This window comes from Streptomyces sp. NPDC050263 (assembly GCF_040655955.1).
Lineage (GTDB): Bacteria > Actinomycetota > Actinomycetes > Streptomycetales > Streptomycetaceae > Streptomyces.
The window spans coordinates 19,866-46,794 of the sequence record NZ_JBFAKW010000073.1 but is presented as its reverse complement, the minus strand read 5'-3'; the positions used below and the strand labels follow the sequence as shown (position 1 = coordinate 46,794).

Below are 26,929 nucleotides of genomic sequence, written 5' to 3'. Positions count from 1 at the left end.
CTCGTCCTCGGAGACCGCACACCGGCCGAGGCCATGAGACGCTGGTCAGGAGAACTGGCCTACTGCTGATTCGCAACGATCAGTGGAAACCGCCCATATTTAGGAACGCATATGCTTCCAAGCCGTCCTTTCAACCTTTGTCAGCCCTGTGGCGGAGGATTCCGGCCCGCCACGGCCGCCGCCCGCCTCGCCCTGGCCCGATCCACGCACCACGCGCCCAGAGCCACCAGCACGGCCGCTCCGGCCGCGTAGGCCGGCAGCCACAGGGTCGTCGTGGCGGACAGGCAGTCGGCGACGGCGTCATGGCGGTGGACGTCCTGCGCCTGGGCCAAGGCGGCGCCGTCGCGACCGGCCAGCTTCCCGAGTTCCGCCTCGGTCCGGATGCTCTCGTAGGCGCCCAGCGCGGGACACCTGTCACGGGTGCCCGGCATCGGGAACAGCCAGTCCCAGCGCTGCAACGCGGGGGCCACCGCGATCGCCACACACAGGCCGACGACCAGCGAATACGCCGTCAGATTCCGCACGTACGCAGACCCCAGGCCGGGCGTCCACGTCGGCAGCCGGTAGAAGGAGAAGATCACCGCAAAGAGCGTCGCCCCGATGTAAGTGGCGAACCACTGCCACGAACCCTGCGCGAGCGCGGCCGTCAGCACGGCGGCGAGTGCGATGCCGATGACCCCCGCCCGACCGGAAGCGTCCTGGCCCGCCTCGGTGGATGCCGAACTCCGGGCTTCTTGGGGGCTGGGATCGTCCACGGTCTCTCCTGCCTCGTCCGGCTGTCAGCATCCAGGCGCGTCCTTCCGTCGACGTGCCGCCATGCCGGACCGCCCCGAAAGCCTGGCCCGTTCGGCGGACGGCCCGCGGCTTCCCGGGAGATCCGGCACGGCGCGGACCCAGCCCCTACGCCACTTCAACCGGGTTCGGTCTCCGCCCCGACTCTTGTCGCCTGCGCCACGTGAATCTAGACTCCAATAAAATGAAGCAAGTTCAGTTCAGGTCTCGCGACGCGTACTCGGGAGCAGACTCATGATGGGTTCCTTGGACGGCAGGACCGTGCTCGTCACCGGTGCGGGGCAGGGCATCGGGCAGGCGATCGCCGTGGAAATGGCCCGGCAGGGCGCGTCCGCGGTGGCCGTAGCCGACCGGAACGAGAAGACCGCCGCCGAGACCGCGGAGCTGGTACGCGCCGCCGGGGCGCAGGCCGAGGCGATCGGGTGCGATCTGCGCGTGCGCGACAGCATCGCCGACATGGTCGCGCGTACCGCGGAGCGCTTCGAGGGACTCGACGTCCTGGTCAACAACGCCGGAGTGATCGAGACCGCGTTCACGGACGAACCGGACCGTGGCGTCGACTCGCTCTCCGAGGACGTCTGGGACGCGGTCTACGAGGTCAACCTCAAGGCGGTGTGGCTGACGACCAAGTTCGCCGCACCGTACCTGCGGCGCTCGTGGCGCGGACCGGCCATCGTCAACACCGCCTCCGTCTCCGGCCTCACCGGCTTCCCCAACGCCCCCGCCTACGGAGTCACCAAGGCCGGCGTCATCCATCTGACCAAGGTCACCGCCGTCGACCTGGCCCCGGTGCGCTGCAACTGCTTCTGTCCCGGTGTCATCGACACTCCGCTCGCCCAGGACTTCTTCGCCGCCGCCGGCGACCGCGCCGCCATGGAACACGAGCTGACCGCACCGCAGTTGGTGGAGCGGCTCGGCCGCCCGGAGGAGGTCGCGAGGCTGGCGTGTTTCCTGGCCTCCGACGACGCCGCGTTCATCACCGGATCGTCGTACGTGGTCGACGGCGGCGCGCTCGCCTGGCTCGGCGTACGGGACTGAGGACCACCGAAGTCCGTCACGCCCCATGCCGTCGCGCCCTATGCCGTCACGCCGTCACGCCGTCACGCCGTCAAAAGGAGAGACCCATGCAATCCAGGCTGGCCGGGAAGACCGCGCTGGTGACCGGTGCCACCGGCGGCATCGGCGACGCCGTCGTACGACGGCTCGCGGCCGAGGGCGCGGCGGTCGTGGTGACCGACCTCGACGCCGATCGCTGCGAGAAGCTCGCCGAGGAGGTCGGGGGCGGGGCCCTGGGGCTGGCCCTGGACGTCTCGGACGAGGAGGCCTGGCGCGAGGTCGTCGGCACGGCGACGTCTGCGCTGGGCGAACTGTCCGTGCTGGTCAACAACGCCGGCATCGCCACGATGCACACCGTGGAGACCGAGACCATGGAGTCCTGGGACCAGGTCCTGGGCGTGACCCAGACCGGTGTCTGGCTCGGCATGAAGCACGGCGGTCCGTCCATCGAGCGCTCCGGCGGCGGCTCGATCGTCAACGTCGCGTCGATCTTCGGCACGGTCGGCGGCTTCGGCGCCCAGTTCTCGTACCACGCGGCCAAGGGCGCCGTGCGCCTGATGACCAAGAACGCCGCACTGCACTGGGCCAGGCGCGGGGTCCGGGTGAACTCGCTGCACCCCGGCTTCGTCGAGACGCCCCGGTCGCGCGAACTGTGGCGCGACACGCCCCGGTTGACCGCGATGGTCGAGGGCACGCCGCTCGGCCGGCTCGGCACGCCCGAGGAGGTGGCGGCCGCCGTGGCCTTCCTCGCCTCCGACGACGCGAGCTTCATGACCGGGTCCGAGCTGTACGTCGACGGAGGCTGGACGGCGCGCTGAGGGCGCCGGGCTTCGGGCTCGGACTGCCGGCTTCGGGCCAGACTGCGAACTGCGGGCCCAGACTGCGGGCTGCGCGGGCTCGGGCTTCGGCCCGGAGCCCTAACCGGCCGCCGTGGCCGTGTACCGGTTGACTCCGTCGGTCTGCGTGGACCCGGCCCGTCCGCGGGCCACCAGCACGTCCAGATGCGCGGCCGTCTCGTTGACGGCGAGCATCTGGTCGAAGGGCCCGAGGTCCGCGAAGGCGACCCTGCGCCGGGTCCACCCCAACTCCCCCGCCACCTCATGTGCGGTGCGCGCACGGCCGCCGAGGGCGGCCAGCGTCTCGGCGAGCCGGTCGTCGTGGTGCGTCAGGAGCTCCCCGACCCGTGCGTGCACGCTGTCGCCGACCGGACCGTGCGCGGGCAGCAGGCTCGCGTCGGCGAGCGTGGTCATCAGGTGCAGCGAGTCCAGGTAGTCGCCCAACGGCAGGGCAGGGCCGCCGAGTTCGAAGCCGATGGACGGGGTGATGTGCGGCAGCACGTGATCCCCTGAGAACAGCAGCCCCCGCGCCCGATCGAGGTAGACGACGTGCCCCTGGGTGTGTCCGGGTGTCGGGACGACCGTCAACCGCGTGTCCCCGAAGCGGAGTTCCTCCGCCTTCAGCCAGCGGTCGGGGGCCTCCCAGACGGTGGCGTCGAAGCCACCGTCGTACATCGCGGCGACGCGCTCGGCGAGTTCGTGGGCCCCGGCGCGGCGCAGTGTCGCGAGCGAACCGGTCGGCTCGTCCGTGCGCACCTCGCCCAGGAGCTCCAGACCGGGCCGCTCGCCCGCGCCGAGGTAGACCTGGGAGCCCAGCAGCCTGCGCAGTTCGACGGCCTGGGTGTAGTGGTCGCGGTGGATGTGGGTCACCAGGACGTGGGTGATCTCGCCCAGGTCGTGGCCGAGTTCGTTCAAGGCGTCCTCAAGTGCCTTGCGGGACTCGGGGATCGACCACCCGCCGTCGATCAGGACGAGCCCCTCCGTCAGGCCCTCCAGGGCGTAGACGTTGACGGCCCGCAGTCCGTCGTCCGGCAGCGGGAGCGGGATGCGGTGGACGCCGGGCCGTACGGTCTCGGGTCCGGGTTGCGCCCAACTGCCGCGGTCGAAACGGGGGGTGCGGGTCGTGGGGGTGGTCATGCATCTCCTTGCCGGTGCTGTTCGGGGTGTGCGGTGAGCCCGGAGTGCAGGTCGTGGGCGAGCCTGCGGGCTCCCGACCGGTCGAGTTTGCCGACGGTCGTCTGCGGCAACTCGCCTACGGTGAACGCGAATTCGGGCCACTTGGACTTGGACAGGCCGGTGCGGGCGAGGTGTGCGGTGAGCTCGTCGAGGCCGAGTGCAGCGCTGCCGTCCTCGACCACGACGAGCACGGCGGCGCGTTCGCCGAGGAGCGGATCCGGTACCGGGGTCACGCAGACGCGGGCCACCGCCGGATGCGCGGCGACGGCGCGTTCGATCTCGGTGATGTCGAGGTTGCGTCCGCCGCGGATGATGACGTCCTTCTCGCGGCCCATGACGGTGACGGTGCCGTCCGCGCCGGTCACCAGCAGGTCGCCGGTGGGGAAGAAGCCGTCCGGGGTGAGGGCCGGCGGTTCGACCTCGCCGTCGCGGGCGTAGCCGAGGAAGAGGGACGGGCCGCGGACCTGGGCCCGGCCGGTCGCCCCGGGTCCGAGTACGGCGCCGTCGGCCGCGACCGCCCTGAGGTCGGTGCCGGGGAAGGGCCGTCCGTCGCGACCCAGGCGGATCTCCTCGGGGTCGTCGGGCCGGGGGGAGGTGTGTCCGAGGCACTCGGACATGCCGAAGACGCGCAGGATCTTCGTCCCGAGCGAGCGTTCGGCGCGGGCGAGGGCGCCGCGGTCCATGGGGCCGCCGCCGACGGTGATCGAGCGGACCCCGTCGAGGGCCTGCGAGCCGGCCGCGGCGGAGCCCATCTGGAGAGCCATGGTCGGCACGCACATGGTCCACCGGACGTCATGGGCGGCCATCCGGGCGAGCGCCTCCTCACGGTCCCAGCGGCCGGTCAGGACGAGCGGGCCGCCCAGCATGAGCGCGAGGCAGACGCCGAAGCAGTAGGCGGCGGTCGAGGAGAGCGGGACGACGGCCGCCACCGCGTCCCCGTCGCGCAGGCCGTTGACGTCGATGGTGCACGAGCACGCGTACCGCAGGGCGCTCTCGGACTGGACGACGCCCTTGGGGCGCCCGGTGGAGCCGGAGGTGAGGCCGATGACGGTGCCGCCGGACCAGCGGGAGACATCGCGCGGGCCCCGGCCGGCGCGGACCGTCCAGCCGTCCAGGGCCTCGGACGTCAGGGCGTCCGGCAGGGCCGGGGCGGCGCCCCACTCCTGCATGGCGGACGGTTCGGCGATCAGGACGTCCGGCCTGATGTCCTCCATGGCGGCGGCGAACTCGGCACGGGTCGTGTGCCGGTTGACCAGGGCCAGGACTCCGCCGGTCAGTCCGACGGCCAGGGTCGCCGCGACGGTGCGCCACGAGTTGTCGGCCTGGAGGAGCACGGTGCCGCCCGCCGTGCCCTCCGGGGTCATCGCCTCGGCCAGGTCGACGGCCCGCTGTAGGAGATCGCGTGCGCCGTGGCGTCCGTGATCGTCGACGACGGCTGTGAAGTCGGCCTGTTCGGACCGGTAGTAGAACTCCCGCACTGTCTGTCGCATCCGTTTCCTCGCCTCTTCGCGAAGCCTGTGTGCCGAACCTCTCCTGTACTCAGCCGCCGTACATCTCCAGTTCGCCGCCCATGACGGCGATCCGGCGGCCGCGCATGTCGCCGACCTGGGCGACGGCCGCCGCCCACTCCGGGCTCTCCAGCGCCTTGCGCAGGTCCTCGGCGGTGTCGAAGCTCAGGACGGACAGGCCGTCCCAGCCCTCGGAGCGCGGTTCGAGGGCCGCGTCGAGGTCGGTGTGCCGCCAGGACCTGAGCCCGGGCAGCCGCCGGGTGAGTTCGGCGTGTTCGCCGCGCCACCAGGCGATGAACCGTTCGTGGGGCCACTCGGGCGGCCGGGCCGCCAGCAGGACGAGGTTGTACATCACGCCTCCTCAGGATCGGGTCCGCTCAGGTGAACAGGACCGCGGGCGAGCGCCCGATCAGCAGGCGGCGTACCCGGCCTTCGGCGTCGAGCCGCGCCGACGCCACGAAGGTCGCCTCCGGTACGCCCGACCGGCGCACCTCGCCGAGGTACAGCTCGTCCCGGCCGACGGTGGACGCGGTGAGCAGGTGGTGGGTGCGGACGCCCACCTCGCGCTGGGCGAGGTAGCCCTCCATCTCGGCCCGGCCGCCGTGGAAGTCGGTGCCGGCGTCGCCCCCGGTGGAGAACAGGATGGAGAAGGAGAAGTCGTCGCTGATCAGGTCGAGGATGCGGTCGGCGTCGTCGCTGTCCAGGATCCCGAACCAGGTGGTCAGGAAAGGGGCGGCGGACGTGGCGGGCGCGCTCACGGCCGGTCCACGAGGTCGAAGTCGGGGGTGAAGAAGGACTGGTAGCGGGCCATCAGCCCGGCGGGCGAGACCTGTACGGCGGACAGGAACGCGCCGGTGGTCACGCCCTGGTCGACGACGAAGCCGTACGCCGTCTCGACGTCGCCGTCGACGGTGTACCGCACGATCTCGTGCCTGCGGTCCGCGGCGTTGCGTCCGGCGATGTAGTCGGCGAAGTCCGCGCGGGACGTGCCGCTGTGTTGTCCGCCCGGGAGGGCGATGAGGAACCGGAATCCGGGTTCCAGAAGTTCCAGGGCCTTTTCCGGGTCCTGGCCGTCCATTCTGGCCATGTATTCGCGAAGCACCATTGCCGATCGCTCTCCCTCGGCGCCATCAAACAACCTGAGTTCAGTTCAGTTTGACTGTAAGACGACTGCCCCGCCCCGGCAAGAGGCGGGGCGGAGCCTATTGCGCGACCATCCGCACCACGCATCCCTCGATCGAGTCACCGATCTCCGTCAGGGGGATCGCCCCGGTCGGGCGGTACCACCGCCAGACGCTGACGATCATGCCGAGCACGGCGAGGCCCAGCGTGTGCGCGTCACGGACCGGGAAGGCGCCCTTCGCCATGCCGCGCATCAGCAGGCTCGTCCAGTCCCGCTCGACCATCTGGACCAGCTGGCGGGCCGCGACCCGCTCGGTCTCCTCCCGCTTGGACTTCCGCGGGGTGGCCAGCAAAGACATGTTGGCCTGGAGGATGCGCATCTGGCGGATCTCCTGGTCGGTCACCGCGAACGCGGCCCGGACCGCCCCGCGCAGCTCCTCCACCGGTTCCGACACACCGCCCGTGGCCTCGACGAACTGGTCGTGGGAGCGCTGCAGTTCCAGCCGCATGATGGTGAGCAGGCAGTGGGCCTTGGACTCGAAGTAGTGGTACAGCGCGGTCTGGCCGATGCCGACCCGGTCGGCCACCTCGGACCACTTGGTGTTCTCGTAGCCGTCCTCCCCGAACCGTTCCACGGCAGCCACGAGGATCGCGCTGCGCTTCGACCTGGGCCCCTCCTCCGGATCCACGATCCGCGCCCTTGCCATCGTCTCTCCCTCTCCTCCACGGTCGGCACCGATCACCGCCCCGGTCGTCCGAGAGTAGACCCAAGTTCAGGTCGGCTACGAATCGAAGATCGTCCGGGTCCCTCGCAGGCCTTCCGTCTGCGAGGAGCGGGGTCCCGCGAAGTCGGGCCGGCGTCCGGCGAGGAACGCCGCCACGCCTTCCCGGCCCTCAGCGGAGACTGCGGCGGCGGCCAGTCGACCGGCCTCCGCGTCGAGGTGTTCGTCGAGGTCGTCAACGAGCGCCCGCCCGACCAGCCGCCGGGTCGCCCCGTACGCCGCTGTCGCCCCGCGTGCCAGCGCGCCCGCCGCCTGCTCGGCTTCCTCGTTCAGCCGCTCCGGCGCGACGACCCGGCCCACCAGGCCCATCTGCAGTGCCTCGGCGGCCGGGACGCGCCGGTTGGTCAACAGCAGGTCCACGGCCCGCCGCGGTCCGACGAGCCGGGGCAGGGACCAGCTGACCCCGGCGTCCGGCGTGTACCCGATCGCGGTGTACGCGGCCGTGAAGCCGGCGTCGGTCGCCGCGAGGCTCACGTCCGCCGCCGCCACGAGCCCCAGCCCGGCGCCCGCGACGGCCCCCCGCACGGCGACCACCAGCGGAGCGTCCAGCCCGGCGAGGATCCGCAGCGCCCCGTGGAGCGCGTCGGTGACGTCGGTGAGATGCCCGGCCAGCCGTTCCGCGGGCAGCGCGGCGAACTCCTTCAGATCACCGCCGACGCAGAAGGACCGCCCCCGCCCGGTGAGCAGCACCGCCCGCACCCGAGCCTCCTCGCACTCCCGGGCGGCCTCCAGCAACGCCCGGGCCATCGCCAGGTCGACGGCGTTGCCCGCCCCGCGGCACATCTCGACCCGGGCCAGCCCGTCGCCGTCGACCTCGACCGTGACCCTCATCGCGCCGTCCACCCGCCGTCCACGGTGAGCACGTGCCCGGTGCAGTACGAGGACGCGTCCGAGGCCAGGTAGAGCAGCGCCCCGTCCAGCTCGCCCGGGTCGCCGCCGCGCCCCAGCATCGTGCCGCGCTCGACCCAGCGCCGGGAGCGCTCGTCGGCGAACAGCTCGTCGGTCATCTCCGAGCGGAACCAGCCGGGCGCGAGCGCGTTGACCCGCACTCCCGACCTTCCCCACTGCCCCGCCAGCTCCCGGGTCAGCCCGAGGAGCCCGGCCTTGGACGCCGCGTAGGCCGCACCTCCCAGTGGGGCGCCGGAGACCAGCCCGAGGACGGACGAGACGTTCACCACCGATCGCGTACGAACCGGCTGCGTACGAACCGGCTGCGTACGAACCGACGACGGCGCCTCGGCCAGCAGCCGCGCCAGATGGAACGGCGCCACCAGGTTCACGTCCAGTACCCCGGCGAAATCGTCGGCGCTCTCGTCCTCGGCGCGTGCGGCGCCGGGCGCGCCCGCGTTGTTGACGAGGACGTCGATCCGGCCGGTCTCGTCGAGCGCCGTCTCCATGAGCCGCACCCGGTCCTCCGCCCGCGAGACGTCGCAGACGACGGGGCGGATGCGCGGGTCGCCGTCGGCGAGTTCCTTGAGCCTGTCCAGTCGCCGGGCGGCGGCGAGCACGGTGGCGCCGGCCGACGCGAGCACCGTGGCGAACCGGGCGCCGAGCCCGGACGACGCCCCGGTGACCACGGCGGTCCGCCCGTACAGCGAGAACAGCTCCGCCACGGGGGTCACCACCGGGGTCATGCCTCCACCCCGATCGGCAGCACGGTCGCGCCACCGTCGAGCACCAGCGTCTGTCCCGTCATCCAGGACGACGCCTCGGACGCCAGGAAGAGGGCCGCGCGGGCCACGTCCTCCACCGTCCCGAGTCTGCGCAGCGGCAGTTTCGCGGTGAGGATCGGCTCCCTCGGCTCCCAGACGGCCCGGGCCAGCTCGGTCTTGATCAGTCCGGGCGCGATCGCGTTCACACGGGCCATCGGGCCGAGTTCGTAGGCGAGTTGGCGGGTCATGTGCAGCATGGCCGCCTTGGTGGCGTTGTACCAGCCGATGTGGGGGTCGACGATGAGTCCGCCCACGGAGGCGATGTTGACGACCGCTCCCCCGTGCTCGCGCATCCACGCCCGCCAGGCGCACCGGGTCCAGGCGATCATGCCGTACTGGTTGACCCGTACGGTCTTCTCCGCGCGCGGCAGGTCGAGGTCGAGGAGATCGCCCATGTAGGGGTTGGTGGCCGCGTTGTTGACCAGGACGTCGAGCCTGCCGAGGCGGGCCACGGTCTCCTCGGCGCAGCGTTCGGCGTCCTCGGGCTCCCCGGCGTTGGCGACCACCTCGTGGATCTCGCCGTCGCCCTTGACCCGCAGGAGTTCCTCGCGCGCGGCCGCCAGTCCCTCCGCCTTCCGGGCGGCGATGACGACATGGGCGCCCGCCTCCCGGTACGCCTTGGCGATGCCGAGGCCGATGCCCCGGGAGCCGCCGGTGATCACGGCGACGCGGCCGTCCAGCACCGGTTCGTTCCGCGCCCGTTCGTTCCGCGCCTGTCCGTTCCCTACCTGTGCGTTCACGCCGACTCCTCCGGGTACTTGGCCAGTTCACGCCGTGCGACCGTCCGCAGATGGACCTCGTCCGGACCGTCCGCGATGCGCAGCGCCCGGGTGATGGCGTACAGCCGCGCCAGTACGGTGTCGTCGCTGACCCCCGCGGCGCCGTGCGCCTGGACGGCCCGGTCGACCACCCGGTGGGCCACCTCCAGCGCAGCCACCTTGATCGCGGCGACCTCGGTGCGGGCGGCCGCGTTGCCCGAGGTGTCCATCAGCCAGGCCGACTTGAGGACCAGCAGGCGAAGTTGCTCGATCTCGATGCGGCTGCGGGCGATCCATTCGCGCACGACGCCCCGTTCGGCGAGCGGGCCGCCGAACGCGGTGCGGGTCAGGGTGCGGCGGCACATCAACTCCAGTGCCCGTTCGGCGAATCCGACGGCCCGCATGGCGTAGTGCATGCGCCCGGGCCCCAACCGCCCCTGGGCCAGGGCGAATCCCTCGCCCTCGCCGCCCAGCAGCGCCGAAGCCGGCACCCGAACGTTCTCGAAGAGCACGTCGCCGTGGCCGCAGCGGTCGGTGTAGCCGAACATCGGCAGATCGCGGAGGATCGTGATGCCGGGGGTGTCGCGCGGGATCAGCAGCATGCTCTGCTGCCGGTACGTCGGTGCGTCCGGGTCGGTGACCCCCATCAGGATGATCAGTCGGCAGTCCGGGTCGAGGATCCCGGACGTGTACCACTTGTGGCCGTCGACGACGTACTCGTCTCCGTCCCGGGTGATCCGGGTGCGGATGTTGCGCGCGTCGGAGCTGGCCACCTCGGGCTCGGTCATGGCGAAGCAGGACCGGATCTCGGCGGCGAGCAGGGGTCGCAGCCAGCGGTCCTGCTGCTCGAGGGTGCCGAACAGGGCGAGCAGCTCCATGTTGCCGGTGTCGGGGGCGGAGCAGTTGAACACCTCCGGGCCGATCACCGACCGTCCGGCCAGCTCGGCGAGCGGCGCGTATTCGAGGTTGGTGAGGCCGGCGCCCCGGTCGCCGTGCGCGAGGAAGAGGTTCCACAGGCCCTCGGCTCGCGCCTTCTCCTTCAACTCGCGCATGATCGGGGGCAGTTCATGGGGATCTTCCGCCTCGGCGAGCTGCCGGTCGTAGACGGACTCGGCGGGCAGGACGTACTCCTCCATGAACGCGGCCATGCGCGAGCGGAGTTCGTCGGCCCTCGGGGAGAGTGCGAAATCCATGGTGGCGCTCCTTCAGGGCCGTCGGGCGAGGAGGTCGTGGGCCGCGCGGATCATCGCCGCGATGGTCGGCGGCAGCCGCTCCTGGTCGGGGTCGTGGTGCCGGCCTTCGCGGTGCCGGCGCAGGTTGTGGCCCATGATCGCGGCCATCTTGGTGCGGGCCAGGGCGCGGAACCAGTCGAAGGCGGGGGGTTCGGGGTGTCCGTCGAGGTAGGCGGTGAGCAGCTCCTCCTCGGTGGGCAGGCCGGGGACGGCACGGCCGAGCCGGGGGAAGTTGCGGTGGTCGGCGAAGAGCAGGAACCATGCGAGGTCGATGCGCGGATCGCCGTAGCCCCAGATCTCCCAGTCGACGACGGCGGCCGGTCGGTCGCCCTCGAACAGGGCGTTGCCGAGGCGGAAGTCGCCGTGGGTGAGGGTGGGGGCGACCGGTTCGGGCAGGTGTGCGGCCAGGGCGGCCAACACGTCCTCGGCCCCGGACCGGAGTTCGGGCGGGACCGCGCGCACGGTGCGGCTCCATCTGTCCAACTCCCCTGCCGGGTCCAGGGGTTCAGCGGTCTCCGGGCTCTTCGTGGCGTGCAGGTCGCGCAGTACGTCGGCCAGTACCAGCATCCTGCTCCGGCACCGTCCCGGGTCGAGCCGGTGTTCGTCGAGGACGGGCTCGATCGCCTCGCCGTCGACGAACTCCATGGCGAACCAGGCCGGTTGGGTCTCGTCGACGGCGACGACGCCCGGGACGGGCACCGGTGAGCCGTCGAGTGCGCGCAGGATCCGGGCCTGGCGCAGCACGTCGTCGCGCCCGATGGGCCGCCGGCCCGGTGGCACGGCCTTCACGACGTAGGAGACCGGTCCCGCCGTGATGGAGTAGGTGAGCCCCGAGTGGCCGCCGGGCAGGGTGCGCAGGTCGCCGAGGGGAGCGCCCGGGTGTCGTTCGGCCAGTTGTTCGCGGACCCGGCGGGCGAGTTCGGCGACTTCGGTGGTGGTGCTCAACTTCCCGCTCCCTTCGGCTCCTTGGGCAGTCGCAGCACGCGCTCGGCGAGGATGTTGCGCTGGATCTCGTCGCTGCCGCCGGCGATGCGGTAGCCGGGAGCGCCGAGCAGCTGCTCGGTCCAGGCGAAGGTGCCCCACTCCCCCGTGTCGGCGGCGAGGCGCGGTCCGAGGAGTTGCTGGACGAGGTCGGTGGTGGCGCGCATGGTCGCGGTGGCGTGCAGCTTGCCGACCGAGGCCTCGGCGCCCGGTGCGCGGCCGGCCGCCAGCGCCGACATCACCCGCAGACCGGTGAGCCGCTGGACGAGGGCGCGGACGAACAGGTCGGCCGCCTGCTGCCGCTCCCCGTCGGTGAGCGGGCGGGGCAGGTGCCGGGCGAGGTCGAGGGCGCGGTCGGCGTTGTCCAGGCCGAGCCCGCCGGAGTCGAGGCGTTCGGCGGCGAGCACGGCGAGGGTGACCCGCCAGCCCTCGCCGACGGGGCCGAGCCGGTCGGTGTCGGGCACATGGACGTCGTCCAGATAGACCTCGTTGAAGCTGGCGCCGCCGGTCATCTGCCGGATGGGCCGTACGGTGACGCCCGGCGCGTCCATGCGGACCAGGAAGACCGTGATGCCCGCGTGTTTGGGCACGTCGGGATCGGTGCGGCAGACGGCCACGCCCCAGGTGGCGACCCGGGCCCCGGAGGTCCAGATCTTGTGGCCGTCGAGGATCCAGCCGTCGCCTTCGCGCACGGCCCGGGTGCGGACGGCGGCGAGATCGGAGCCGGCCTCCGTCTCCGAGAACAGCTGACAGGCGAGTTCGTCGGTGCGGAGCATGGGGCGCAGCCAGCGCCGCTGCTGCTCCTCCGTCCCCCAGATGCGGATGGCGGGGGCGACGAGTTGCCGGGTGACCGGGAAGATCTCGGTGCGCCTCGGCACGTCGAAGCCGGACTCCTCGGACCGGTACAACTGTTCGTAGTGGGCGGGCAGTTCACGGCCGCCGTACTCCGGTGGCCAGGCGAGTGCGCCCCAGCCCCGGTCGTAGCGGGTGCGCTCCCAGTCCCGTGCGCGGTCCGTGTGGGCGCGTTCCTCGGCCTCGGTCCAGTTCTCGAAGACGGCCACCGAATCGTCGCCGCGACCCCACTCATGGTGTGCGGCGCGCGCTGTCGCCACGCTCTTCAGCCAGCGCCGGGCCTCGGCGCGGAACTCCTCCGGGGCGGGTATGCCGTCCATGATCCTCCTCTCGACGGACTCTCAACGGGTCAGCACGGTGCAGGCGCTGACGCCCGGCGCGCCGTACACATGGGTGAAGCCGGTCGACGGGTCCCCCGGCACCTGCCGGTCGCCGGCCCGGCCGCGCAACTGCTGTACGACCTCGTGGACCTGCCGCAGTCCGGAGGCGCCGATGGGCTCGCCGTTGGCGATGCATCCGCCGTCGGTGTTGACCGGCAGCAGGCCGTCGATGCGGGTCGCCCCGAACGGGATGAGCGACTCCTGCTCGCCGTGCTCACAGAATCCGCACTCGGCCATGTGCATCACCTCGGCGCCGCTCTCGGTGTCCTGCAACTGGCACACGTCGATGTCGCGCGGCCCCAAACCGGCTTCCTCGAAGGCGTGTTGCGCCGCGTCCGCGGTCACGCTCGTCGGCGTTCCCGGCGGCGCCCACGGGCTGAACACCTCGAAGGAGCCGAACCGGCGGGTCCGGACGACCGCCGCGCGCAGCGCGACCGGCGTCGCTCCGATCTCGCGGGCCACCGCGCGGTTGCACAGGATCAGGGCGACCGCGCCCTGGCCGGGCGAGCAGAACATGTACCGGGTCAGGGGGTCGTTGACCATGCCGGACGCCAGGACCTCGTCCGCGTCGAGCGGTTTGCGGCGCCAGGCGTGCGGGGTGAGAGTTCCGTTGGCGTACGCCTTCTCGGCGACCAGCGCGAGGGTGCGGGCGCTGATGCCGTGGTCGTACATGTACCGCTGGATCTTCATGGCGAAGAACTGGGTGGTCACCATCAGCCCGTCGCGGCCGTAGGCCTCGTCGAGCCCCCAGTCGGCGGGCCGCGGGTCGAAGGCGCCCCGCGGGTGTTTGTCGAAGCCGACGGCGAGGGCCACGTCCGCCGCTCCGGATCGGATCGCGTGGGTGGCCGCGACGAGCGCGCTGCCGCCGGTCGCGCAGCCGTTGCGGACATTGGTGAACGGCACCCCCGTCAGGCCGAGTTCGGCGACGAGCGTGTCGGCGTTGCCCGCGGAATCGCTGCCGCCGTGTGCGGCCCGCACCCGGGACCACGGCAGTCCCGCGTCGGCCAGGGCGGTCCGTACGGCCTGGACGGCCAGGCTGCGGCCGCTCGCGTCCGTACGGGCGAAGGAGGTGATCCCAACGCCGCAGACGAGCACTTCCTCGTTGCTCATACGGCGGCTCCCGTGGCCCTGGGGACGCCGTCCCCCGCCGTGATCGTCACCGGCATGCCGATCTCGGCGTCCTCGGGCCGGATGTCGAGAGCGGCCAACACGCGGACGCCTTCCGGCAGTTCGACGTATCCGACGGTGAACGGCGCGAATCCGGCGGCGGGCGGGACGTACGGCGGCGACTTGGGCGGGTACCGCTGTGCGGTCCAGGTCCACAGGGCGCCGGTCGCCGAGAGCAGGACCGGCTCGGCCGGTCCGCCGCAGCGCGGACACGCCTGCTGGGCGGGGTAGGCGGCCACCGCACAGCCGGCGCACCGGGAGCCGCGCAGGCGGCTCCCGGTCTCCGGCCCGCCGGTCAGCGGCCCTTCCACTGCGGCTCCCGCTTCTCCAGGAACGCCGCCACGCCCTCCGCCGCGTCCTCGGAGTTGAGCATCACGCCGACCGCGAGGTGCTCCATGACCATCAGCGACTGGATGTCGGCGTCGAGGCTGCGGTCGATGGTCATCTTGGTGATCCACATGGTGAACGGGCTCTTGTCGATGAGCTGGTCGGCGAACTCGTCGACGGTGGCGTCGAGCTTGTCCGCGGGCGCGGAGGAATTGATGAGGCCGAACTCGGCGGCCTCGACCCCGGTGAGCAGCTTGCCGGTGAGCATCAGTTCCTTGGTCTTGCGGACGCCGATCATGCGCGGCACCCGGTAGATCGGTCCGGCGCCGCCGAACAGCGCGCGCCGGATGTGGAAGTCGCCGATCAGGGCGTCGTCCGCGGCGATGGCGAAGTCGCAGGAGATCATCAGCTCGAAGCCGCCCGCGGTGACATGGCCTTCGAGGACGGCGATGGACGGCGTCCTCATCGAGTAGAGCCGGTCGCAGACCTTCGCCGACAGGACGGCGACGTCGATCGCGTTGGACCTGCCGACGAAGTCGGCCTTGAGGCTGTCCAGGTCGAACCCGGAGCAGAAGGTGTTGCCGCGCCCGCGCAGTACCAGCACGCGCAGCTCGGGGTCGGCGTCGACCTCGGTGATGATCTCGTCCAGCCGGTTCAGGATCGGCACGGTCACGCAGTTCTTCTTGTGCGGCCGGTTCAGCCAGACCCGCGCGACATGTCCGTCCCGCTCGAACTGGATCTCGTCTTCGACTGCCATGAGCTCCTCCAAACTGAACTGAATTGAGTTCGATTCTGCGGGCAGTGGTTGCCCGTGTCAATGGACCGGGACGGGGTCGCTGCTCCACACGACCGGCAGGCGGCGACCGGTCAGTCGGTGCGGCCGGCGAAGCCGAGCAGGCCGGCCAGCCGCAGGCGATGGTCGTCCGCCGTGCCGAACAGCGCTTCGTCGGCCCGAGCCCGGCGCACATAAAGGTGTGCCGGATGTTCCCAGGTGAAGCCGATCCCACCGTGGAGCTGGACGTATTCCGTGGTGGCCAGCCGGTAGGCGCCGGTGCAGGCCACCGCCGCCGCGCTCGCCGCCACCGGCAGCCCTCCCGCCCGCGCGGCGAGGCAGGCGCTCGCGTACGCCGAGGCCGACCTCGCGCCCTCGACCTCGACGAGCAGGTCGGCCAGCCGGTGCTTGACCGCCTGGAACGAGCCGATGGCCCGGCCGAACTGAGTTCGCCGGGACACATGGGCGAGTACGGCGTCCAGGGCCTGCGCGCTGCCGCCGACGTGCTCGGCCGCCAGAGCCACCCGCCCGGCGTCGAGGACGGCATCGACGACCTCCGCCGCCCGCCCGGGCTCGCCGACCGGCTCGGCCGGGGCTCCGCGGAAGCGGACGAGCGCCTGGCGGCGTGTGGGGTCGAGGACCCGGCGACCCGTACGGTCGCAGGTCGCGCCGTCCGGCTCGCAGGCGAACAGCCGCTTCCCGTCCGGTGCGCGGGCCTCGACCAGCAGCAGGTCGGCGCCCGCTCCGTCGGGCACGAAATCGGCGGCTCCGCGCAGCACCCAGCCGTCGGGACCGTGCTCGGCCGTCACGTCGGCGGGGTGCAGGAATCCGGCGACCGTCGCCGTGAGCGCACCGGTGGCGATGCCCGGCAGCCAGCGCGCGCAGGCCCGCCGGTCGCCACTGTCCAGCAGGGCCTGCCCGGCGAGGACGACACTGGCCAGCAGGGGTGCGGGGCACAGCACGCGCCCGGTCTCCTCCAGCGCCACGGCGAGTTCGGCGAAGGTGTAGCCGGCGCCGCCGTACTCCTCGGGCACGGCGAGCCCGTGCACTCCGATCTCGCCGGCGAGCCGGCCCCACAGCGCCTGGTCGTATCCGCGCGGACTCCCGGCCTGCTCGCGAACCTCTTCGGGCCCACAGCTTTCGGCCAGCAGGTCCCTCAGGACCGTGCGCAGTTCGCGCCGCTCGTCGGACTCCAGCAACAGCACGGGATCGGCATCGAGCCGGAACATCCGAACCTCCCTCGGTCGCACCCCAGGGGCGCGGGGCTGTATCGATCCGCGGCTCCGCCGCGGGGCGCGACCAGCCGCGGACAGCCCGCAGCCGACACACGCCAGGGACCCTTCACACCGTGAACCGTCCGCCGTTGGCCAGCAGCACCGCCCCCACGAGGTTCGCGGCCTCGTCACCGGCCAGGAACAGCGCGATGTCGGCGATCTCCTCCGGCGTCGCGTAGGGGCGCACCCGCGGATCGGCGAAACCCCTGCGCAGCGCCGCGGGGGTCCGGGCGGCCATGCCCGTCTCCGTCGGCCCCGGCGCGACCGTGTTGACGCGGACGCCGAACGCGATCGCCTCCTTGGCGACCGACTGGCTCAGCGCATGGACGCCGGCCTTCGAGGCCGCGTAGTGCGGATAGCCGGCCGGGGCGTCGAAGACCGAGGAGGAGCCGACGGTGACGACGGCTCCGGACCGGTGCGGGGTCATGACCCGCAGGGCGGCACGCAGGACGTGGAAGGCGCCGTCCAGGTTGACGCGCATGACGCGCCCCCAGGCGTCGTCGCCGAGCCGCCCCGTCACGTCCGGCGGCCGGTCCGCCACCAGGGCCTCGGCGATCCACTCCTTGGCGGTGGGGTCGTCGACGCCGGCCGCGTGGACCACGACGTCGAGCCGCCCGTGCCGTCGTACGACCTCGTCGAAGGCCCCGTCGACCTGCGCCGGGTCGGCCACGTCGACGGCGAGGGAGTGCGCCCCCGGCACCTGCTTCGCGAGGGCCTCCGCCGCCGGGCCGTCGACGTCCGCGGCGAAGACCTCGGCGCCTTGCGCGCCGAGTCGCCGGACCACCGCCGCACCGATGCCGGATCCCGCGCCGGTGACGAGCGCGATCCGCCCGCCGAAGCGCCTCGTGTGCTCACCGTCCATGCACGGTCACCACCCCACGGTCAGTTACTGAACTGACTTCATTTTTGTTACTGTCTCACGTATGTCAACAGACAGGACGCGAGCGGTCCGGTTGACCCGCTGGGGCGGTCCGCCGATCCTCACCGAGGTGCCGCGGCCCACCCCCACGGGCGAAGAGGTGCTGATCCGGGTGGAGGCGGCCGGCCTCTGCCGTTCGGACCTCCATGTCATCGACGCGCGGCCGGGCGATCTCCCCTACCGGCTTCCGTTCACCCTCGGGCACGAGGTCGCGGGCCGGGTGGTGGAACGCGGCCCGCTGGCCGGGGGGCCCGCGGTGGGCGAGCGGGTGGTCGTCCACGGCCCCTGGGGCTGCGGAGGCTGCGCGCGCTGCGCGATCGGCGCGGACAACTACTGCGACCGGCGCGCCGCCCTGGACGCGGACCGCGCCGGCACCGGGGCGGGACTCGGACGCGACGGCGGGATGGCCGACCTGCTGCTCGTTCCGTCCGGACGGCTGCTGGTCCCGGTGGGCGACCTGGCCGCCGCCCAGGCGGCGCCCCTGTCCGACGCCGGGCTCACCGCGTACCACGCCGTGGCCGCGGTCCGGCGCACGCTGGGCCAGGAGCCGGGCGCCGGCGTCGTGGTCGTCGGCGTCGGCGGGCTGGGGCATCTGGCCGTCCAGATCCTGCGCGCCACGACGACCGCGCAGGTTCTGGCGGTGGACGTGCGGGAGGAGGCCCTCGCCCTGGCCGACGAGTGCGGGGCGCACTTCGGCACGCTGCCGCGGCCCGACACGGCGGCGGTCCTGCGCGGCCGGACGGGCGGAGTGGGCGCGGCGGCCGTGCTGGACTTCGTCGGCAGTCGTTCCAGCCTGGAGCTGGCGGTGGACGTACTGCGGGCGGGCGGGGAACTGGCGGTGGTGGGCAGCGGCGGCGGGGAGCTGACGGTCCGCAAACCCGGAGCGCTCCCTCCCGGAGCGCGGGTCTCGTTGCCCTTCTGGGGGACCCGGCCCGAACTGGAAGCCGTGGTCGCCCTGGCGTGCGAGGGGGTGCTGAAGGCGGGCGTCGAACGGTTCGCGCTGTCGAACGCGACGGAGGCCGTCGACAGGCTCCGCTCCGGCGGGGTCCGGGGGCGCGCGGTGCTGTTCCCCGACTGAACCGTCCGTCCGACTGAAACCCGTACTGTCGCACCCACTGCCGACCGGCCCCTCGACTCCAGAAGTGAGTTCAATTAGCGTTTTGTCGCACTACTCGGCGACGCGAAGGCGGTGTGACCCGCTATGAATGCGGAGACAGTGGATCTGCTGGTGATAGGCGGCGGCATGGCCGGCCTGACGGCCGCCGCCCGAGTGGCCGCCGAGGGCGGCTCGGTGGTGCTGGTGGAGAAGGCGGAGCGCACCGGCGGCTCCGCGCGCTTCGCCGGTTTCGTATGGACGACCCCGACCTTCGAGGAGATGCGCCGGGTCAACCCGGACGGCGACCCGGAGCTGGCCGCCGCCCTGGTGGACGGGTTCGCCGACGGCGTGAGCTGGATCCGGTCGCTCGGCGTGGAATGCCGGCCGCCGGTGCCCGTGCTCGGGTTCGGCCGCGGGCACCAGGTGGACACGAACCACTACCTCGACACGTGCGAGCGATTGATCCGCGACCGGGGCCAGGACGTGCTGACCGGCACCTGGACCCGCTCCCTCGTGACGGAGAACGGCGTGGTCAAAGGCGCGGACTGCCTCCTGCCGGACGGATCCGTGCGCCGGATCGAGGCCATCTGGACCCTGCTCGCGACCGGCGGTTTCCAGGGGGATCCGAGCCTGCGCGCCGAGCTCGTCCATCCTCAGGCCGCGGACATCGGGCTGCGGGCCAACCCGCACAGCCGGGGGGACGGCCTCGTCCTCGGGCGCGCCGCGGGCGCGGCCTTCGGGGAGAAGGACGCGGGGTTCTACGGCCACCTGATGCCGGCCGGAGTCCCGCTCGCCGACCCCGCGCGGTTCGTCGAACTGGCGCTCTACTACAGCGAGCACGCCCTGCTGTTCGACACGACGGGCGAGCGCTTCGTCGACGAGACGATCGGGGACCATCTGACCACCATGGCGCTGCTGGAACGGCCGCAGGCCCGCGGGCTGCTGGTCGCCGACGCGCGGGTGCACCGCGAGTGGATCAGCGCCTCGTACGTGGAGGGCATCCCCGGCGTGGACAAGTTCCAGCTCTGCCATCGCGCCGGCGCCCGCAGCGCGGTGGCCGACAGCCTGGAGGACTTCGCCTCGATGCCCGAGGAATGGGGCTATCCCGGCGCCGCGATCCGCGACCGCATCCAGGAGTTCAACGACTGCGTGGGCGGCGCCGGCGCGACCGGCACGGCCGACGCGAACGGCGGGCCGACACCGGGCCGACTGCTCGACCGTCGGCCGCTCGACGAGCCGCCGTTCTATGTCGTCGAGGCGACCCCGGCGATCACGTTCACCTTCGGGGGCCTGCTGATCGACGCCGCGACGCACGTTCTCTCGACGACCCCCGACCCGGACGGCCGACGCCCGGTTCCCGGCCTCCTCGCGGCCGGCGCGGACGCCGGGGGCCTCTACCGTCGGGCCTACGCCGGCGGCCTCGCCCCCGCGTTGGTCTTCGCTCTGACGGCGGCGCGGACCGCCCTCGCCGGGTCGCCGACGGCCCTCGCACGCTGAGCTCCGGCCGGCTTCGGCTGCCGCTCGGCACAAATCCCGTGCACGAGGCTTGCCCGTCCGGCATCCCAGTGTCTAGCTTACTGAATTGAGTTCACTTTAACTCGATGGTTCGTGAGGTGATCATGCTTTCCGCATGCGTGGCGCGAACGCGCTCTTCCCCGAGGGAGGGACTGTGAGTCAGTTCCTGCTTGTCCTGGTCAGTGGTGTGGCCAGTGGAGCCGTGTACGGCCTGATGGGTCTCGGGCTGGTGATCATCTATCGGGCCACGGACGTCGTGAACTTCGCGATGGCCTCGCTCGCGACCCTGGGCCTGTACGTGGCGGTCTCGCTCCACGACCGCGGCGTGGCCACCGTGGTCGGCATCCTCGCCGCGGTCGCGATCACCGTCGCGGCGGGCCTGGTCGTGCGTGAGACGGTGATCCGGCCGTTGGGACAGGGGCAGCTGTTCTCCGCACTCGTCGTGACGATGGGCGTGTCCCTGATCGCGGAGAGCGTGGCCGGATCGATCTGGGGCGACCAGCCCAGGGCCTTCCCCGACCTGGTGGACGGGTCGGTGCGCTGGTCGGGCGCCGCGGTGCCGGTCCAGAGCCTGGTCACGATCGCCGTCGCCGCCGTCGCGATGGCGCTGGTGGGCTATCTGTTCTCCCGCACCACGCTCGGCTCGGCCATGCGCGCCGTGGCCGAGTCCGCGGACACCGCCCGCGTCGTCGGGCTGAGCGCGCAGCGCCTGGCCCGGATCTCCTGGGCGCTCGGTCTGGGCCTGGCCGCACTCGCCGCCTGTCTGTACGCACCGCGCTCCGGCCTGGTGCCCACCGCGCTCGTCGCGCCCCTGTTCCGGGCCTTCGCGGGCATCTTCCTGGGCGGCCTGACCAGCATGTACGGAGCCGTCCTCGGCGGGCTGACCATCGGCGTCCTGGACAACCTGGCGGCGAACTACGCCTCCGCGAGCTTCCGGGACACGTTCGTGTTCTCGTTCACCGTGCTGGTACTGCTGATCCGTCCGCAGGGCATGTTCGGCACCCGCACCTTCCAACGGGTCTGAGGGGTCGCATCCATGGTCTTCAACCGTTCCCTCCTGGCGCGGGCCGCCCTGGGCCCGGCCGCCGGCGCGGTGCTGACGGCGTTCATGGCCGCCGGCGCGATCCCCGCGTACCAGATGTACTCGGTGGGGCTCGCGGCCGTGTACACGATCGTCGTGCTGTCGGTCGGCCTGCTCGCCGGCTGGTCCGGCATCTGGTCGGTGGGCCACCCCGCCTTCTTCGCCATCGGCGCCTACTTCGCCGCGTACGGCAGCGGCCACGACTGGTCCCTGGAGACGGTGGTCGTCTGCGCCGTCGCCACCGGGGCCGCCCTCGGCGCCTTCCTGGGGTACGCGGGCGCCAGGTTCTCGGTGCTCTACATCGCCCTGCTGACCCTCGCGTTCACCACGGTCACCCTGGAGCTGATCAACCGCTGGAGCAGCGTGACCGGCGGCGACCAGGGCGTACCGGTGATCCAGTTGCGCAGCGCGCTGGGCCTCGGCACCCTCGCGGGCGGCGGCGCCGACGCCCAGTACCTCGCGGTCGGAGCGGCCGCCGTGGTGCTGGCGCTGGCCGTGCCGGCCGCCGCCTCGGGGCTGCGGATGCGCCTGGTCGCCGCCAAGTCGCACCCCCTGGCCGCCCGTACGATCGGCATCGCGCCGGAGGCGCAGTCGGCGCTGTCGTTCGCGGTGAGCGGGGCGGCCACCTGCTTCGCGGGGGTGCTGCTCGGGCTGCTCACCGGGTTCGTCAGCCCGGACCCGTTCTCGCTGACCTTGGGCATCTCGCTGATCGCGGCGTGCGTGCTCGGCGGGGTCGGCACCATCGTCGGCGCGGTGGCCGGCGGCGTCTATCTCACGTGGAACCCTTCGCTGTCGTCCGCCGTCGGACTGCCCCAGCCGGTCGTGCAGGGGCTCGTGCTCATCGCGGTGCTGCTCCTCCTGCCGGGTGGCGTCGTGCCGTTCCTCGCCAGGCCCGCGCGGATCGTCCTGCGGCGGGTGCTGCGAGCGCCGGACGCGGAAGTCCCGTCGCCGTCGCCCGTCGAAGCGTCGGCGGACCGCACGCCGGTCGAGTCGCCCCGGTCACCGTCCGAGTCCACGGACGACGGGCCCGTTCTGCTGCACCTGGAGCACGTGTCGGTCGCCTACGGAGGTCTCAAGGCCCTGGAGGACGCCTCGCTGTCCCTGCGGCAGAACGAGATCCTGGCGGTCATCGGGCCCAACGGGGCCGGAAAGACGACCCTGTTGAACGCGCTGTCCGGGCTGACCGGAAACGGTCGGGTGAGCGGGACCGCCGACTTCGCCGGACGGCCGCTGCTCAGGGCCAGGGCGACCGCACGGCGGCGGCTGGGCATCGGCCGCACGTTCCAGCACGCGGAGGTCTTCTCCGAACTCACCGTCGCGGAGAACGTGTTGTGCACCCGCCGCCGGATCACCGCCCGGGACCGGGCCGATGTCGCGCGGCTGCTGCACTCCGTGGGTCTCGCGGACATGGCCGACCGCCGCCCCGGTGAGCTGCCGTTCGGCCTGCAGAAGCGTCTCGACCTCGCCCGTGCGATGGCCGGGGAACCGAAACTGCTGGTCCTGGACGAGCCGTTCGGCGGCCTGGACTCGAGTGAACGGGCCCTGCTGGCCGGGCACATCAGGAGGCTTCAGGCCGACGGAACCGCCGTGGTCGTCATCGACCACGTCCTCGACGACCTCTTCTCCGTCGCCCACCGCGTGCTCGCCTTCGACTTCGGCCGCACGATCGGCGAGGGCGCCCCGGACACCGTTCTGGACGACCCGAAGGTGCGGTCGTCGTACCTGGGGACGGTCGAGGGCAGGACACGGCCGCCCGAGCGCGTGGGCGACCGGAGCATGATCCGCCTGCGCGGCGTCGGCCACGCGTACGGCGGCGTGGTCGCCCTGCGGGACGTCGACCTCGACGTCCGCCAGGGGCTCGTGCTGGGCATCGCCGGAGCCAACGGAGCGGGCAAGAGCACGCTGGCCGGCATCCTGCACGGGTCGCTCGAACCGGCCCACGGCGACCGGGAGGCGGGCGGCGTGATCCGCACCAGCCTGGCGCCCGAGGGGCGGGCCCTGTTCAAGACGCTGTCCCTGCGCGAGAACCTCGAAGTCGCGGCGTACGCGGCGGGCATCACCGGTGCGCCGCTGCGCGAACGGCTGGAGGAGACCGTCGAATGGCTGCCGCCACGGCTGCGCGACCGGATGTCCGCGTCCGCCGGCGGGCTGTCCGGCGGCGAGCAGCAGATGCTCGCGATCGCCCGGGCCCTGATCGTCGGGCCGGACGTCCTCATCGTCGACGAACCTGCGCTGGGGCTGGCGCCCGCGCTCGTCGACGAGGTGTACGACCGGCTGGCCAGGCTCGCCCACGACGGCCTGACCGTCGTACTGCTCGAACAACTGCTCAGCCGGGCCATGTCCGTCTGCCACGAGGTGGCCGTACTGCACGAGGGCGTCGTCGCGGCCCACGGGCGGCCGGACGACCCCGCGTTCGCGGCCCGGGCGGAAGCGGCGTACTTCAGCGGCGGCCTGACGGCCGCCCCGACCGCGGCGGCCTCCGCCCGGCCCTCCCCAGTGAACTGAACTCCTGTTGTGAGCTCGTGATGTGCACTCCTGTTGTGATCTCCCGTGGTGAACGAGGTGGACCGTGTTCCGGACAATAAGAAGATTCCGCCGAGCAGCGGGAGCGACGGCCCTGCTGGCCGTGGTGGCGCTGACCGCCAACGCGTGTGCCGGTGAGGACTCCGCAGAAGCCGGCGGCAGCTCTTCCGAGATCCACATCGGCGCGTGGCTCCCGCTCACCGGCGCGACCGCCACGTACGGCGTGGCCGAGCGGGCGGGCGCCGACGCGTACTTCAAGATGCTCAACGCGTCGGGGGGCATCAACGGCCGCAAGGTGAAGTGGACCGTCAAGGACAACGCGGCCGACCCCCAGCAGACGGTGCAGATCGCACGCGAACTGGTCGGTCAGGACAAGGTCGTGGCCATCGTCAACGCGAACGGCACCTCGCAGGCGGAGGCGGCCTTCCCGTTCGTCCTCAACCAGTCCAAGGTGCCGATCCTCAACGAGGTGGGCGGCTCCGAGTCCTGGTACAAGCCGCCGCGCGCCGGCCTGTTCGGCACCCAGACCCTCTACGAGGACCAGGCCTCGGCGATCGCCGCGTGGGCGGTGCAGGACGGCGCGAAGAAGATCCTCGTCGTGCACAGCGACCCGGCCGCGTTCGTGAACGTGGCCAAGCAGGTGGAGCCCGTCGCGAAGAAGGTCGACCCGTCGGTCGAGGTGGAGCGGCTGCCGGTCAAGTACCAGACGACCGACTACACACCGGTGATCAGCAAGGTGAAGGCCGCGAAGACCCAGGCGGTGATCCTGATCCTCACCTCCCCCGAGGCGGCCGCCTTCCTCAAGGAGGCCAAGCTCCAGGGGCTCTCCCTGCCCACCTACGCCTACGCGCCGGTGGCCGCCGAGTCGACGGTCGCCCTGGCCGAGGACGCGGCCGAGGGCCTCAAGGCGGTCCAGCTGGTGAAGGCGCCCTCGGACCCGGACCCCGCGGTGAAGGAGTTCCGGACCGCGATGGCCAAGTACGAGCCCGGCCAGGACGCGGGCTTCCTCGCCCTGTGGGGCTGGAGCAACGCGAAGGTGTTCGCCGAGATCGCGAAGACCGTCAAGGGGCCGGTCACGTCCCAGGCCCTCACGGCGGCGTACCAGAAGGCGTCCGCGGTGGATCCCGGGGTGTCGCCGGTGATGAGGTTCAGCGCGAGCGACCATCTCGGCACGCGCAGCGTGCAGCGCGTGGTCGTGAAGAACGGCGTCTGGACATCCGTCGGCGACTTCTACACGCCCCCGGCCCGCGACTGAGGGTGCTCGCCGTTCGGCGTCAGAAGGCTCCCTCGCTGTCCGGCCGGCCGCCAACGCCTCTGCCGAAAGCTCCAGTTGACTCACGGTCGTCCCCGAGTTGACCGCGATCACCCAGTGCTTCCAGAGTGGGCCGTGAGCCTGGAGACGACCAAGTGCACGGGGGGGACCGTCCGGTGCTCCCTCCGCCGTGTTCGGTCGGCTTCGGCGAGCCGAGACACAGAGGGTTGCAGAGGGATTCTGACCATGCGTGTGACACCACGGCCGTTCACGGCCGCCGCTCCCTTCCTGACCGCCGCCCTGCTGGCGGCCGCCGTGCCGCCGGCGGGTCCGGCGCCGGCGGCCCGGGCCGCCGAGGCCCACGCCGTCTACGGGGAACTGGCGCGGAACGGGACCTTCACCACCGACACCGCCGACTGGTGGAACTCCCCGAACGCCTCCGTCGCGCCCTCCGGCGGAGCGCTGCTGGCCTCCGTCGGCACCGGGACGGCCGACCCGTGGGACGCGGTGATCGGGCAGGACGGCGTCGAGCTGCGCCAGGGCGTCGCGTACACCCTGTCCTTCGACGCCCGGTCCTCGGCAGCGGCGAACATCCGGACCACCGTGCAGCTGGGCGTCGACCCCTACACCGCACCGCTGGACCGGACCGTCGCCCTCGGTACCACCAGCCGGCACTTCCAGTGGACGTTCACCTCCACCGTGCAGGCCACCGGGCAGATCACCTTCCAGCTCGGCGGTCAGCCGCTCGCCACCGACATCGTGCTGGACAACGTCTCGCTCACCACCTCCACCGCCCGCGAGGGCTTCTACACCGACCCGGCGAACAACGCGGCGACCTGGGTGCGGGACAACGCGCAGGACGGTCGCGTCGCCAAGATCGAGACGGCGATCGCCGACCACAACACGGTGAAGTGGTACGGCGACTGGGACGCCGACGGCAACGGCGCGACCGCCATAGAGGCGGAGGTGAGCGACTACGTCGGCGCGGCCGCCGCACAGGGCCGGCTGCCCGTGCTGGTCGCCTATGACATCCCCGGCCGTGACTGCGGCGGAGCCTCCTCGGGCGGGGCCGGCTCCCCCGAGCTGTACAAGGCGTGGATGTCGAAGTTCGCGCGTGGCATCGGCGGCCGCCCCGCGATCGTGGTCCTGGAGCCCGACGCGGTGGCCCAGGCCGCCGACGACGCCTGTATGCAGGGCGGCGCGGAGGCACGTTTCGACATGCTCTGGTACGCCAACCAACGGCTGCGGGAACAGGGCGGGTTCGTGCGGACCTATCTGGACGCGGGCAACGCCGCCTGGACCCTCGGAGACACCACCACCGGCGCCCAGGGGATCGGCCTGGCGAAGATGGCCGAGCTGCTCAACCGCTCCGGCGCGGCGCTCGCCGGCGGGGTCTCGGTCAACGTCTCCAACTTCGACTCGACCGCCGTCTCCAACGACTACGCCGGCCGGCTGGCCGCCCGGCTCCAGGCCGACTTCGGCGTCACCGTACGGTGGGTGGTGGACACCTCCCGCAACGGCAACGGCGGTTATGTGATCCCCGGTGCGCCGAGCAGCGGCCACGTCGGCTTCTGCAACCCGGCCGGGCGCAGACTCGGTGCGACCTCCCGGGCCGGTGAGGGCGGCGCCGAGTACCTGCTGTGGATCAAGAACCCGGGCGACTCGGACGGCGACGACCCGGCCCACTGCCCCACGGGCTCGCCGTCGGCCGGCCGGTTCTCCCCGGAACTGGCGGAGGCACTGATCGACGGCGACTGAACACGCCCACGACGGCGGCGCGGCGCGGCGGCGGTCCGGAGGGGCCGCCGCGCCGAAC

General features: G+C 72.3%; 26 protein-coding genes. 8 read left to right on the top strand and 18 right to left on the bottom strand.

What is annotated here, in order from left to right; genetic code table 11:
- Positions 1 to 140: 140 nt before the first annotated feature.
- On the bottom strand, positions 141 to 755 hold the full coding sequence (locus tag AB0J04_RS28460; protein WP_363171416.1) for a hypothetical protein: 615 nt from the start codon (positions 753 to 755) through the stop codon (positions 141 to 143).
- Positions 756 to 1,029: 274 nt separating this feature from the next.
- Here AB0J04_RS28460 and AB0J04_RS28455 point away from each other — a divergent pair, with 274 nt between their 5' ends.
- Together AB0J04_RS28455 and AB0J04_RS28450 are read left to right on the top strand one after the other, a co-directional pair.
- Positions 1,030 to 1,830, top strand: coding sequence for an SDR family NAD(P)-dependent oxidoreductase (locus AB0J04_RS28455; RefSeq protein WP_363171418.1), 801 nt, complete (start codon positions 1,030 to 1,032; stop codon positions 1,828 to 1,830).
- An 86-nt stretch (positions 1,831 to 1,916) separates the two neighbouring features.
- Positions 1,917 to 2,666 carry a glucose 1-dehydrogenase gene (locus AB0J04_RS28450; protein ID WP_363171415.1) on the top strand — a complete coding sequence of 250 codons (750 nt, stop codon included), beginning with the start codon at positions 1,917 to 1,919 and terminating at the stop codon, positions 2,664 to 2,666.
- A 99-nt stretch (positions 2,667 to 2,765) separates the two neighbouring features.
- On the opposite strand, the gene AB0J04_RS28445 is transcribed toward AB0J04_RS28450, so the two are convergent.
- The 17 genes from AB0J04_RS28445 to AB0J04_RS28365 form a co-directional block, all read right to left on the bottom strand.
- On the bottom strand, positions 2,766 to 3,821 hold the full coding sequence (locus AB0J04_RS28445; RefSeq protein ID WP_363171414.1) for an MBL fold metallo-hydrolase: 1,056 nt from the start codon (positions 3,819 to 3,821) through the stop codon (positions 2,766 to 2,768).
- Positions 3,818 to 5,350, bottom strand: a complete 1,533-nt coding sequence (locus AB0J04_RS28440) for a class I adenylate-forming enzyme family protein (RefSeq protein WP_363171413.1) — start codon at positions 5,348 to 5,350, stop codon at positions 3,818 to 3,820. The genes AB0J04_RS28445 and AB0J04_RS28440 overlap by 4 nt, the downstream gene beginning before the upstream one ends.
- A gap of 49 nt (positions 5,351 to 5,399) precedes the next feature.
- Entirely contained in the window at positions 5,400 to 5,720 is a 321-nt protein-coding gene (locus tag AB0J04_RS28435; RefSeq protein WP_363171412.1) for an EthD family reductase, read from the bottom strand.
- Positions 5,721 to 5,745: 25 nt separating this feature from the next.
- Positions 5,746 to 6,126, bottom strand: coding sequence for a nuclear transport factor 2 family protein (locus AB0J04_RS28430; protein ID WP_363171411.1), 381 nt, complete (start codon positions 6,124 to 6,126; stop codon positions 5,746 to 5,748).
- Positions 6,123 to 6,473, bottom strand: a complete 351-nt coding sequence (locus AB0J04_RS28425; RefSeq protein WP_363171410.1) for a nuclear transport factor 2 family protein — start codon at positions 6,471 to 6,473, stop codon at positions 6,123 to 6,125. The genes AB0J04_RS28430 and AB0J04_RS28425 overlap by 4 nt, the downstream gene beginning before the upstream one ends.
- A gap of 97 nt (positions 6,474 to 6,570) precedes the next feature.
- On the bottom strand, positions 6,571 to 7,197 hold the full coding sequence (locus tag AB0J04_RS28420) for a TetR/AcrR family transcriptional regulator (protein ID WP_363171409.1): 627 nt from the start codon (positions 7,195 to 7,197) through the stop codon (positions 6,571 to 6,573).
- Positions 7,198 to 7,272: 75 nt separating this feature from the next.
- Positions 7,273 to 8,103 carry an enoyl-CoA hydratase-related protein gene (locus tag AB0J04_RS28415; protein WP_363171408.1) on the bottom strand — a complete coding sequence of 277 codons (831 nt, stop codon included), beginning with the start codon at positions 8,101 to 8,103 and terminating at the stop codon, positions 7,273 to 7,275.
- The gene (locus AB0J04_RS28410) at positions 8,100 to 8,906 is read right to left on the bottom strand and encodes an SDR family oxidoreductase (protein ID WP_363171407.1); all 807 of its coding nucleotides are present in this window, start codon (positions 8,904 to 8,906) and stop codon (positions 8,100 to 8,102) included. Before AB0J04_RS28410 ends, AB0J04_RS28415 begins: the two co-directional genes overlap by 4 nt.
- Positions 8,903 to 9,724: an SDR family oxidoreductase gene (locus AB0J04_RS28405; RefSeq protein ID WP_363171406.1), complete on the bottom strand. Its 822-nt coding sequence runs from the start codon at positions 9,722 to 9,724 to the stop codon at positions 8,903 to 8,905. The genes AB0J04_RS28410 and AB0J04_RS28405 overlap by 4 nt, the downstream gene beginning before the upstream one ends.
- Entirely contained in the window at positions 9,721 to 10,935 is a 1,215-nt protein-coding gene (locus AB0J04_RS28400) for an acyl-CoA dehydrogenase family protein (protein ID WP_363171405.1), read from the bottom strand. The genes AB0J04_RS28405 and AB0J04_RS28400 overlap by 4 nt, the downstream gene beginning before the upstream one ends.
- A gap of 12 nt (positions 10,936 to 10,947) precedes the next feature.
- Positions 10,948 to 11,919, bottom strand: a complete 972-nt coding sequence (locus tag AB0J04_RS28395) for a phosphotransferase family protein (protein ID WP_363171404.1) — start codon at positions 11,917 to 11,919, stop codon at positions 10,948 to 10,950.
- Positions 11,916 to 13,127 (bottom strand): acyl-CoA dehydrogenase family protein, encoded by a 1,212-nt coding sequence (locus AB0J04_RS28390; RefSeq protein ID WP_363171403.1) that lies wholly within the window; start codon positions 13,125 to 13,127, stop codon positions 11,916 to 11,918. Before AB0J04_RS28390 ends, AB0J04_RS28395 begins: the two co-directional genes overlap by 4 nt.
- A 21-nt stretch (positions 13,128 to 13,148) precedes the next feature.
- On the bottom strand, positions 13,149 to 14,297 hold the full coding sequence (locus AB0J04_RS28385) for a thiolase family protein (protein WP_363171402.1): 1,149 nt from the start codon (positions 14,295 to 14,297) through the stop codon (positions 13,149 to 13,151).
- Positions 14,294 to 14,665 (bottom strand): OB-fold domain-containing protein, encoded by a 372-nt coding sequence (locus AB0J04_RS28380; protein ID WP_363171401.1) that lies wholly within the window; start codon positions 14,663 to 14,665, stop codon positions 14,294 to 14,296. Before AB0J04_RS28380 ends, AB0J04_RS28385 begins: the two co-directional genes overlap by 4 nt.
- On the bottom strand, positions 14,650 to 15,438 hold the full coding sequence (locus AB0J04_RS28375) for an enoyl-CoA hydratase/isomerase family protein (protein ID WP_363171400.1): 789 nt from the start codon (positions 15,436 to 15,438) through the stop codon (positions 14,650 to 14,652). Before AB0J04_RS28375 ends, AB0J04_RS28380 begins: the two co-directional genes overlap by 16 nt.
- A 110-nt stretch (positions 15,439 to 15,548) precedes the next feature.
- Complete coding sequence (locus AB0J04_RS28370; RefSeq protein WP_363171399.1) at positions 15,549 to 16,682, bottom strand: acyl-CoA dehydrogenase family protein; 1,134 nt, start codon at positions 16,680 to 16,682, stop codon at positions 15,549 to 15,551.
- Positions 16,683 to 16,794: 112 nt separating this feature from the next.
- On the bottom strand, positions 16,795 to 17,589 hold the full coding sequence (locus AB0J04_RS28365; protein WP_363171398.1) for an SDR family NAD(P)-dependent oxidoreductase: 795 nt from the start codon (positions 17,587 to 17,589) through the stop codon (positions 16,795 to 16,797).
- Between the two features lie 61 nt (positions 17,590 to 17,650).
- Here AB0J04_RS28365 and AB0J04_RS28360 point away from each other — a divergent pair, with 61 nt between their 5' ends.
- The 6 genes from AB0J04_RS28360 (at position 17,651) to AB0J04_RS28335 (ending at position 26,871) form a co-directional block, all read left to right on the top strand.
- Entirely contained in the window at positions 17,651 to 18,724 is a 1,074-nt protein-coding gene (locus AB0J04_RS28360; RefSeq protein ID WP_363171397.1) for an NAD(P)-dependent alcohol dehydrogenase, read from the top strand.
- A gap of 123 nt (positions 18,725 to 18,847) precedes the next feature.
- Positions 18,848 to 20,239, top strand: a complete 1,392-nt coding sequence (locus AB0J04_RS28355; RefSeq protein ID WP_363171396.1) for an FAD-dependent oxidoreductase — start codon at positions 18,848 to 18,850, stop codon at positions 20,237 to 20,239.
- Positions 20,240 to 20,411: 172 nt separating this feature from the next.
- Positions 20,412 to 21,281 (top strand): branched-chain amino acid ABC transporter permease, encoded by an 870-nt coding sequence (locus AB0J04_RS28350; protein WP_363171394.1) that lies wholly within the window; start codon positions 20,412 to 20,414, stop codon positions 21,279 to 21,281.
- A 12-nt stretch (positions 21,282 to 21,293) separates the two neighbouring features.
- A complete protein-coding gene (locus AB0J04_RS28345) occupies positions 21,294 to 23,843 on the top strand; it encodes an ATP-binding cassette domain-containing protein (protein WP_363171393.1) in 2,550 nt (849 codons plus the stop codon).
- Positions 23,844 to 23,907: 64 nt separating this feature from the next.
- Entirely contained in the window at positions 23,908 to 25,116 is a 1,209-nt protein-coding gene (locus AB0J04_RS28340) for an ABC transporter substrate-binding protein (protein ID WP_363171392.1), read from the top strand.
- Between the two features lie 243 nt (positions 25,117 to 25,359).
- Positions 25,360 to 26,871, top strand: a complete 1,512-nt coding sequence (locus AB0J04_RS28335) for a glycoside hydrolase family 6 protein (RefSeq protein WP_363171391.1) — start codon at positions 25,360 to 25,362, stop codon at positions 26,869 to 26,871.
- Positions 26,872 to 26,929: the final 58 nt, after the last annotated feature.

Coding starts and splice junctions, on each gene's coding strand:
- AB0J04_RS28420 (WP_363171409.1), bottom strand. CDS start 7,197: ATGGCAAGGGCGCGGATCGTGGATCCGGAGGAGGGGCCCAGGTCGAAG.
- AB0J04_RS28355 (WP_363171396.1), top strand. CDS start 18,848: ATGAATGCGGAGACAGTGGATCTGCTGGTGATAGGCGGCGGCATGGCC.
- AB0J04_RS28385 (WP_363171402.1), bottom strand. CDS start 14,297: ATGAGCAACGAGGAAGTGCTCGTCTGCGGCGTTGGGATCACCTCCTTC.
- AB0J04_RS28415 (WP_363171408.1), bottom strand. CDS start 8,103: ATGAGGGTCACGGTCGAGGTCGACGGCGACGGGCTGGCCCGGGTCGAG.
- AB0J04_RS28445 (WP_363171414.1), bottom strand. CDS start 3,821: ATGACCACCCCCACGACCCGCACCCCCCGTTTCGACCGCGGCAGTTGG.
- AB0J04_RS28375 (WP_363171400.1), bottom strand. CDS start 15,438: ATGGCAGTCGAAGACGAGATCCAGTTCGAGCGGGACGGACATGTCGCG.
- AB0J04_RS28345 (WP_363171393.1), top strand. CDS start 21,294: ATGGTCTTCAACCGTTCCCTCCTGGCGCGGGCCGCCCTGGGCCCGGCC.
- AB0J04_RS28440 (WP_363171413.1), bottom strand. CDS start 5,350: ATGCGACAGACAGTGCGGGAGTTCTACTACCGGTCCGAACAGGCCGAC.
- AB0J04_RS28435 (WP_363171412.1), bottom strand. CDS start 5,720: ATGTACAACCTCGTCCTGCTGGCGGCCCGGCCGCCCGAGTGGCCCCAC.
- AB0J04_RS28365 (WP_363171398.1), bottom strand. CDS start 17,589: ATGGACGGTGAGCACACGAGGCGCTTCGGCGGGCGGATCGCGCTCGTC.
- AB0J04_RS28370 (WP_363171399.1), bottom strand. CDS start 16,682: ATGTTCCGGCTCGATGCCGATCCCGTGCTGTTGCTGGAGTCCGACGAG.
- AB0J04_RS28400 (WP_363171405.1), bottom strand. CDS start 10,935: ATGGATTTCGCACTCTCCCCGAGGGCCGACGAACTCCGCTCGCGCATG.
- AB0J04_RS28455 (WP_363171418.1), top strand. CDS start 1,030: ATGGGTTCCTTGGACGGCAGGACCGTGCTCGTCACCGGTGCGGGGCAG.
- AB0J04_RS28360 (WP_363171397.1), top strand. CDS start 17,651: ATGTCAACAGACAGGACGCGAGCGGTCCGGTTGACCCGCTGGGGCGGT.
- AB0J04_RS28390 (WP_363171403.1), bottom strand. CDS start 13,127: ATGGACGGCATACCCGCCCCGGAGGAGTTCCGCGCCGAGGCCCGGCGC.
- AB0J04_RS28410 (WP_363171407.1), bottom strand. CDS start 8,906: ATGACCCCGGTGGTGACCCCCGTGGCGGAGCTGTTCTCGCTGTACGGG.
- AB0J04_RS28335 (WP_363171391.1), top strand. CDS start 25,360: ATGCGTGTGACACCACGGCCGTTCACGGCCGCCGCTCCCTTCCTGACC.
- AB0J04_RS28425 (WP_363171410.1), bottom strand. CDS start 6,473: ATGGTGCTTCGCGAATACATGGCCAGAATGGACGGCCAGGACCCGGAA.
- AB0J04_RS28450 (WP_363171415.1), top strand. CDS start 1,917: ATGCAATCCAGGCTGGCCGGGAAGACCGCGCTGGTGACCGGTGCCACC.